At 63.2% G+C, this 9,278-nt stretch carries 3 protein-coding genes; 1 reads left to right on the forward strand and 2 read right to left on the reverse strand.

Annotated features, from left to right (window positions below):
- Nucleotides 1-26: 26 nt before the first annotated feature.
- The gene (locus HX824_RS02340) at nt 27-1,508 is read right to left on the reverse strand and encodes an efflux transporter outer membrane subunit (RefSeq protein ID WP_256346903.1); all 1,482 of its coding nucleotides are present in this window, start codon (nt 1,506-1,508) and stop codon (nt 27-29) included.
- The gene (locus tag HX824_RS02345) at nt 1,508-2,302 is read right to left on the reverse strand and encodes a helix-turn-helix transcriptional regulator (protein ID WP_008430236.1); all 795 of its coding nucleotides are present in this window, start codon (nt 2,300-2,302) and stop codon (nt 1,508-1,510) included. Before HX824_RS02345 ends, HX824_RS02340 begins: the two co-directional genes overlap by 1 nt.
- Nucleotides 2,303-2,788: 486 nt before the next feature.
- On the opposite strand from HX824_RS02345, the gene HX824_RS02350 reads away from it, so the two are divergent.
- Nucleotides 2,789-9,070 carry a non-ribosomal peptide synthetase gene (locus HX824_RS02350; protein WP_177054087.1) on the forward strand — a complete coding sequence of 2,094 codons (6,282 nt, stop codon included), beginning with the start codon at nt 2,789-2,791 and terminating at the stop codon, nt 9,068-9,070.
- Nucleotides 9,071-9,278: the final 208 nt, after the last annotated feature.

A 9,278-nucleotide genomic window follows, 5' to 3' on the forward strand; every position in this document is an offset into this window, starting at 1 on the left:
TCAGGCCGCCGTGCTCTTGCTTTTGCTTACTTTGGGGCTTTTCCAAAGTGAGCCGCTGTAAGAGCGGAACCATAAGCCGCCGTGACCGAAGAAACGGATATGCCCCCACCCCCACCCCCAGCAGAATCACCCTCCCACCCCCCACCCAACGCCGTATACAAATTCACCTCCGCCACCAACTGCGCCAACCGATCAACAATCAACGCCTGCTGCGAACTGAACAACGACCGCTGCGCATCCAGAAACACCAGATTACTGTCCACCCCACTGCGATACCGGTGCTGAGCCAGGTCGTAATACGTCTGGTTGGCCCGAACAAAATCCCGCTGCGCCGCCAGTTGCTCGTTATACGTTTGCCGCGCCGCCAGCCCGTCCGAGACTTCCTGGAACGCGGTCTGAATCGACTTCTCATACTGCGCGACATAAATGTTCTTCTGAATCTTCGCGTAATCCAGGCTGGCCCGCAGGCTGCCCGCGTTGAAGATCGGCAGATTGATCTGCGGCTGGAACCCCCAACTCCCCGAGCCCCCCTGGAACAATCCCGACAGATCCTTACTCGAGGTACCCGCGTTGGCCGTCAGCGTAACCGAAGGAAAAAACGCCGCCCGCGCCGCGCCAATATTCGCGTTGGCCGCCTGAAGCTGATACTCGGCCTGCACAATATCCGGCCGCCGTTGCAGCAGGTCCGACGGCAACCCGGCCGGCACCCGGGCTACCAGGTCGTCGGACAGCGGCTGTGCCGGCAAAGAATCCGGCACCGGCCCACCCACCAGCAACGCCAGGCTGTTGAGGTCCTGGGCCACCTGCCGCTGGTAGCGCGCAATGCTTGCCCGGGTACTTTCGACGCTGGTCTGGGCCTGGATCACATCAATCGACGTCGCCTTGCCCGCCGTTTTACTGCGCGACGTCAGACGCAGGCTGTGCTCGTCCGAGGCCAGCGTCTGCCGGGCCAGGGCCAGCAGTTCCTGGTCGGCGCGCCAGGTCAGGTAAGCGTTGGCGACGTTGGCCACCAGGCTCAGTTGCGCGCTGCGCCGAGCTTCTTCAGTGGCCAGGTATTGCAGCATCGCCTGCTCACTGAGGCTGCGTACGCGGCCGAAAAAATCCAGCTCGTAGGCGCTGACGCCCAATGTCGCCGAATAGGTAGAGGTGATCGCAGACTTGCCGGTGGTAGTGGCGCGCCGCGGGACTTTCTGGCGGTTTTCGGCACCCGTGGCAGACACCGCCGGGAACAGGTCGGCACGCTGGATGCGGTACTGCGCCTGGAACGCTTCGACATTCAGCGCCGCCACCCGCAGGTCACGGTTATTCACCAGGGCCTGGCCAATCAACTGCCGCATCACCGGGTCACGGAACAACTGTTGCCAGTCAGGCCCGGCGGCCGATGGCCCCACCCGGTCCGCGTTATACACCGGGTAGTGCGCCGGGGTCGGTGCCTCGGGCCGCTGATAGTCCGGGATCAACGAACACCCGCCAAGCACACACGCCACGCCGAGCATCAGTTTTTTCATCACGCGCCAACCATCCATTTGGCCAGGCCATGCCGGCCACTCACGCCCAGTTTAGCCGCCGCGCGCTTGAGGTAGGTTTCGATGGAGCTGTTTTTTACGCTGAGTTTCTCGGCCATCTGCGGTACGGTTCCGCCGGTCAACAACCCCAGGCAAACCTCCTGTTCCCGCGCCGATAAGGTGATGTCACTGAGTGACAGGCGTTTATAGAATTCGCGCTGCAATTGCGACTGCTCCAACGGAGTTTTAGAGGGCTCGGGCGCTACCGGCGGGGCCTGTCGATTGATCTGCGCGTGGCGCTCGATCAACGGCAGCAAGGTTTCCGAAAGGCTCTTGAGAAACGACAACTGCGCCAGGGAAAAGGCGCGTTGGGTGTGGGGCCGGTAGAACGAAATCACGCAGCGCCGATTGGCCTGGCGCGATACCAGGTTGCACTGATGGGAGGTGCCGCGGGTGTGGGTGCTGTCGGCCTTGGCATTCATCTGGATCAACAGCGGGTCGTTCATGCCGAGCATTTTTTTCAGCAGCGGATGATCGTCGCGGTGATGCAGGGTGCGCGGTGGCGGCAGGTCCTGCTTCAACCCGTCGCTGCCAAGTAACTTGATATCGAGCACGCAGGCCTGGTGCTCGTCGAGGGTCCATTCACTGAGGTCCACCAAGTGAACCGGTACCAGCTTGTTGACCAGTTGCAGCATGTTCGCTGCGAAGTGTTCAGTGCCGGTGCTTGAAATCAACTCTCCCAACTCGAAATAAAAATGCGGATTTTCCATATTCCGAATACTGCTGGTCAGACTCATAGCCATCTCATCCTTGATGTCGAAAACCGTCAACGGTTGCCCGTACGTGTGCAGGCCTCCCGTTCTCCTTGAACCTGGGTCGGTGCTCGAGGCTTCATTTAGCCACGTGGATTTGTCCTACGTATGTAGCGGAAACGAGGGACACAACCTGCCATAAAAAGCGCGCCATTATTTCGTCATTTCCGACAGGGATATAGGCTGAAGCTGCAGGGTAAAAGGATTTTAGAGTTTGTTAACTAGTTGATATAAAACATATTTACTCAATTTTCTCGAAATGCCCGGCTATATGGCATCGGCCAGATGTAGCCAATCTCTTACATCCATTTAATCGTTTCAGCACTGAACCATCAGCCAACCCCGGCGCGGTACCCGGGCTGTCCGGGTTTCGGGTGACATACGGCCCTCCGGGGCGATGCTTAAATCCCGTTGATTTCGCCTCAATGGGGCGTTGTGCGCCTTATCGACACCTCACATGAGAAGGATCTTATGACGTATTTCCCCCTGACCGCCGCCCAGCGGGATATCTGGCTCGACCAACTGCGCCTCGGTGACTCGCCGCTGTACAACATCGGGGGTTATATCGAACTCACGGGCACCGTGAATCCCGCATTGATCCAGCGAGCCATCGAGCACCTGGTGGCCAAGCACGACGCATTGCGTACGGTGTTGCAAGTGGCGGCCGATGGCTTGCCACGGCAGGCGTTTGCCGAGGCCATGGCGGTATCGGTGCCGCAGCATGACGTCTCGCGCCAGCCGGATCCCCGCGCGGCCGCCGAGGCCTTGTTGCAGGCGCAGATGGCGCGAGCCTATGCGCTGGTCGATGAGCCGTTGTTCCGCTTCTTCCTGGTCAAGCTCGATGACCAGCATTACCGCCTCGGCACCCAGGCTCACCACCTGATTCTCGATGGCTGGGGCTTTGGCCAGATGCTGCAATCCCTTGCAGGTATCTACAGCGCCCTGGAGCAGGGCCGGCAGCCGGACCTGTCGGCGCCGTCCTATATCGACTTCATCGACAACGATGAACGCTATCGCGAGTCGGCCCGTTACGCCCGGGACCGCAGCTACTGGCTGGACAAATACCAGGCGCTGCCAGAGCCGCTGCTGACGCGCCGTTACCAGGCCAAGGGCGAGGCACCGAGCAACACCCTGGTAGCACCGTTTCCGGCGGCGCTGCTCAATCGCATGGCGCGGGTGGCGAACCATTACCAGGCGTCGGCGTTCCATGTGTTATTGGCGGCGATGTACCTGTACTTCAGCCGCACCGGCCAGCGCCAGGAGTGGGTGGTGGGGCTGCCGATACTCAACCGTTCCAATGCACGCTTTCGTTCGACCCTGGGGCTGTTCACCCAGGTCAGTGCCGTGCGCTTGCAGTTCCGCGACGACCTGCCTTTCAGCGCCCTGGTGCGTGGCGTACGCGACCAGCTCCAGCAGGATTTCCGACATCAACGTTTCCCGCTGAGCGAGATGAATCGCGAGCTGGGTTTGCTGCGCGCCGACCGCGGCCAACTGTTCGACCTGTCGGTGTCCTATGAGCAGGACGACCATGAATTTCGCTACGGCCAGGCATCGGCCCGGGCGATCAAGGTGTCCAACCACCATGAGCCGTTGCCGCTGGCGATTCACTTGCGCAGCAATCGCTACCACGACACGGCGTGCCTGCACTGCGTCTACAACGAGGCGTACTTCCAGGCACACGAGGTGCAGGCCCTGGCCGATCGCCTGGTGTATGTGCTGGAGCAGGGGCTGGAAAACACCGCGCTGCCCCTGGCTGACTTCTCACTGATAACGCCCGACGAAACCACGCAGTTGCAACGCTGGAACGCCACCGCCCAGGCCTATCCCGCAGCGCAAACCCTGCATGGGCGCGTCGAGGCCCAGGCCGCGGTGACCCCGCATGCGGTGGCGGCGGTGTATCAGGGGCAGCGATTGACGTATGACCAATTGAATCAACGGGCCAATGCCCTGGCGCGGCAGCTATTGGTGCTGGGGGTAAAGCCCGACGACCGTGTGGCGATCGTCGCCCGGCGCGGCCTGGAGACGCTGGTGGGCTTGCTGGGGATTCTCAAGTCCGGCGCCTGTTATGTCCCGGTGGACCCGGCCCATCCTGCCGAGCGCCTGCACTACCTGCTCGATGACAGCGCGCCGGTGGCGGTGCTGACGCAGACGGATTTGCTCGAGCGTCTACCGGTATTGAGCGTGCCGGTCATCAATCTGGATCACGCCACGGCGCAGTTGGCGCGCAACCCGCAAGTGGCGATGACACCCGCCAACCTCGCTTATGTGATCTACACCTCGGGCTCCACCGGCCTGCCCAAGGGCGTGATGGTGGAGCACCACACCGTGGCCAACCTGGTGGACTGGCATTGCCAGGCCTTCGATTTGCACGCGGGCAGCCATACCGCCAGCGTTGCCGGTTTCGGGTTTGACGCCATGGCCTGGGAGGTCTGGCCAGCGCTGTGCGTGGGCGCGACCTTGCACTTGCCGCCGGCCCACGACGGCGCCGAAGACATCGACGCGCTGCTGGCCTGGTGGCGCGCGCAACCACTGGACGTATGCTTCCTGCCCACGCCGGTGGCCGAGTATGCGTTCAGCCAGAATATCGAACACCCGACTTTGCGCACGCTGCTGATTGGTGGCGACCGCCTGCGCCAGTTCAACCAGGCGCGCAGTTTCACGGTGATCAACAACTACGGTCCCACTGAAGCCACCGTGGTTGCCACCTCGGGCCTCGTTGAGGCCGGGCAGGCGCTGCACATCGGCAAACCCATCGCGAATGCCGCGGTCTACCTGCTGGATGAGCAACAGCGGCCGGTGCCCATCGGTACTGCAGGCGAGTTGTACGTCGGCGGGAAAGGCGTGGCGCGGGGCTATTTGAACCGCCCGGACATGACCGCAGAGCGCTTCCTTGATGACCCATTCAACCCAGGCCGCATGTACCGCACCGGCGACCTGGCGCGTTGGCTGCCGGATGGGAATATTGAATATTTGGGCCGCAACGACGACCAGGTAAAAATTCGCGGCGTGCGTATCGAGCCGGGGGAAATCGAGTCCGCCCTGGCGGGTTATGAAGGGGTCACCGAAGCGGTGGTGCTGGTACGCGAGGGGCAGCTGTTGGCCTGGTTCACCGAGCACGCGCCGGTTGCGATTGAAGCGCTTCGCGCCCATCTCAAGTCACGCTTGCCGGATTACATGGTGCCGCAGGCCTACGTAAAGCTGGACGCGTTGCCCCTGACGGCCAACGGCAAACTCGACCGCAAGGCCTTGCCGGCACCCGGTGCCGATGCATTTGTCAGTCGAATTTACGAAGCCCCCGAAGGGCCTACGGAAATCGCCCTGGCGCAGATCTGGGCCGATGTGCTGCACGTCAAGCGGGTGGGGCGGCATGACCATTTCTTCGAGTTGGGCGGCCATTCGTTGTTGGCGGTCCAGTTGGTGCAGCACATGCGCCAGGCCGGGTTGCAGGCCGACGTGCAGGTGCTGTTCGGCCAGCCGACCCTGGCCGCACTGGCGGCAGCGGTCGGCCAGGGCACCGAGCTTGATGTGCCGGCCAACCGTGTTCCGGCAGGTTGCCAATTGATTACTCCGGACCTGCTGGCGCTGGCCGAACTGGACCCGCCGACGATAGAACGCATCGTCGCCGCGATCCCCGGTGGCGCCGCCAATGTGCAGGAGATCTACCCGCTGGCGCCGTTGCAGGAAGGCCTGCTGTATCACCACATCACCGACAAGCGCGATCCGTACCAGCAACACGCGATGTTCAGCTTTGCCCGCCGTGAACAGCTGGAGGCGTTCGCCCAGGCGCTGCAACAGGTGATCGACCGCCATGACATCCTGCGCACCAGCCTGGCGTGGGATGCCCTCGAACAACCGATGCAAGTGGTGTGGCGCAAGGCGATTCTGGACGTGCAACCGGTGGCCCTCCAGGGGGACTCAATTCTCGAACAACTGCGCGAACGCCAGCGGCCACTGGACTTGCGCAAGGCGCCGCTGATGGCCCTGGATTACGCCGAAGACCGGCAGAACCGCCGTTGGGTAGGCATGCTGCGTTTCCATCACCTGGTGAACGACGCCACTTCCACGCAAGTACTGATGGCGGAAATCCAGGCTCATCTGCTTGGCCAGCAACAGCAATTGCCGGCGCCGGTGCCCTATCGCAACGTGGTCGCCCAGGCCCGGTCAGCGGAACGCGAGGCCGGGCACGAAGCGTTCTTTCGCGAGCGGCTGGCGGATGTCGACGAGCCGACCCTGGCCTTCGGTTTACAGGAACGCCAGGCGGATCGCCGTGACACCGAGGAAGCCGACGTGCTGCTTCCCGACGCACTCGGCCAGTTGTTGCGTGAGCAGGCCCGCACCTTGGGTGTCAGCGCGGCGAGCCTGTTTCATCTGGCGTGGGCCCATGTACTGGGTCGCGTCTCGGGCCGTGACGATGTGGTGTTCGGTACGGTTCTGCTGGGGCGTTTGCAAGCAGGTGAGGGCGCCGACCGTGCCCTGGGCATGTTCATCAACACCTTGCCGCTGCGGGTACGCCTGGCCGGGGTGACGGTGCGCGAGGCGATCAGGCAGACGCAGCAGCAACTCAGCGCCTTGCTCGCCCACGAGCAAGCGTCCCTGGCGTTGGCCCAGCGTTGCAGCGGCGTCACACCGCTGTTCAACAGCCTGCTGAATTACCGGCATGTCTCGGTCGAGGCACTCGAGGTGCTGCAGCCCGGCATCGAATTGCTGAGCAGCGAAGACATCCTCAGCTACCCACTGATGCTGACGGTGGACGACCTGGCCAGCGGTTTCCGGCTCAAGGCCAAGGCGCCCCGCAAGGTCGGTGCCCAGCGCCTGCTGGACTACCTTGGCACGGTGCTGGCGGGATTGGTGGAGACGCCCGAGGCGCCGCTGTTCGATGTGCAGGTGCTGCCCGCGACCGAACTGCAACAGCAACTGGTGGACTTCAACGCCAGCGAAACCGACTACCCCGTGGACCAGACCGTCCACGCCCTGTTCGAAGCCCATGCCCGGCACACACCTCACGCGGTGGCGGTGCAGGCCGGTGAGCAGCAACTGACTTACCGCCAGCTCAACGAGCGCGCCAACCGCCTGGCCTATCACCTGCGCGAGCGCGGCGTGCAGCCGGATTCGCGGGTGGCCTTGTGTGTCGAGCGCGGGTTGGACCTGGTGGTGGGCTTGCTGGCCATCCTCAAGGCGGGGGGCGCCTATGTACCGTTGGACCCGGGCTACCCTCGCGAGCGTCTCGCCTACATGCTGCAAGACAGCGCGCCGGTCGCCTTGCTGGTACACGGCGCGACCCGGGATTTGCCGGGGGCGGTGTCGATACCGGTGATCGACCTCGACCACGGCGCCTGGCAGCAGGCGCCTGAAGGCAACCCGCGAGTGCCGGGGCTGAGCGTACGCAACCTGGCGTACGTGATGTACACCTCCGGCTCCACCGGCACGCCCAAGGGCGTGATGATCGAGCATCGGGGCCTGGGCAACCTGATGCACTGGGGCTCGCAACTGTGCCCGAATGCCGAGGGTGGCGCGTTGTTGCAGCGGGCGCCGTTCAGTTTTGACGGTTCGGTGTGGGAGCTGTTCTGGCCGCTGACCAATGGCATGCGCCTGGTCCTGGCGCGTCCCGATGGGCACCGTGAACCGGCGTACCTGGCGCAGGTGATTCGTGAGCAACAGGTCAGCGTGATCAAGTTTGTGCCGGCGATGTTGCAGCAGTTTCTGGAGCTGGAGGAGTCTGCGCTTTGTACCAGCCTTACCGACGTTTTATGCGGTGGTGGGGAGCTGACAGAGGCCTTGGCCCGTGGGGTTCAGGCGCGATTGCCCAAGGTGCGCTTGCATAACGTCTACGGACCGACCGAGGCGACGGTGGACAGCAGTGCCTGGACGCTGGAGCCGGGTGCGCCGGTGCCGGGGTTGCAGTTGCCGATTGGGCGGGCCATCAGTAATACCCGGCTTTACGTATTGGATGAGCATGATCGGCCGGTGCCGCTGGGGTGCAGTGGGCAGTTGCATATCGGCGGGGTGGGCGTGGCTCGCGGGTATCTGGGGTTGGAGCAGATGACGGCGGAGCGGTTTATCGACAGCCCGTTTGTGGCGGGGGATCGGTTGTATCGCACGGGGGATCTGGTGCGGTATTTGCCGGACGGGAACCTGGAGTTTCTGGGGCGCAATGACTTTCAGGTGAAGCTGCGTGGGGTGCGGCTGGAGCTGGGGGAGGTTGAGGCGCGGTTGGCGGCGCATCCTGCATTGCGCGAGGTGGCGGCGTTGATTCGGGATGAGCGGTTGGTGGCGTATTTCACTGTTCGTGATGCGGTGCCGGAGCTTGAGGCGTTGCGCAGTTACATGGTGGAGGGGTTGCCTGAGTACATGGTGCCTTCGGCGTTTGTGCGGGTGGAGGTGTGGCCGCTTAATCCGGCGGGGAAGCTGGATCGCAAGGGGTTGCCGGAGCCTGGGGTGGAGGCGGTGTTGAGTCGCGCCTATGAACCGCCTCAGGGGGAGGTGGAGACGGTGATTGCTGGGGTTTGGGCGCAGGTGCTGAAGCTGGATCGGGTGGGGCGTCAGGATCATTTCTTTGAGTTGGGGGGGCATTCGTTGTTGGCCGTGGGGGTGGTGGCGCGGCTGCGTAAGGCGGGGTTGGAGGTGGATGCCCGGTCGTTGTTCAGTCAGCCGACGGTGGTGGGGTTGGCGGGGGTGGTTGGGAGGAGGGTGGAGCGGGTGGAGGTGGTGCCTGCTTTGGGGATTCCGCAGTTGGGGCGTAGACGCAGGATTTGAGTGGTGGTGTGGTGTGGTGTGCATATCCGTTTCTTCGGTAACGGCCACCTATGGTTCCGCTCTTACAGCGGCTCACTTTGGAAAAGCCCCAAAGTAAGCAAAGGGCTCTGCCCCGCCTGTCGGCACCTCGCCTAGGCTCGGTGTTCCCTCACTCCGGCATTGCTCCGCGGGCCGCCGCGACGGGCCATCCATGGCCCGGCGCGGCTAA

The sequence above is a fragment of the Pseudomonas sp. D4002 genome (genome assembly GCF_013385665.1).
Classification (GTDB): domain Bacteria; phylum Pseudomonadota; class Gammaproteobacteria; order Pseudomonadales; family Pseudomonadaceae; genus Aquipseudomonas.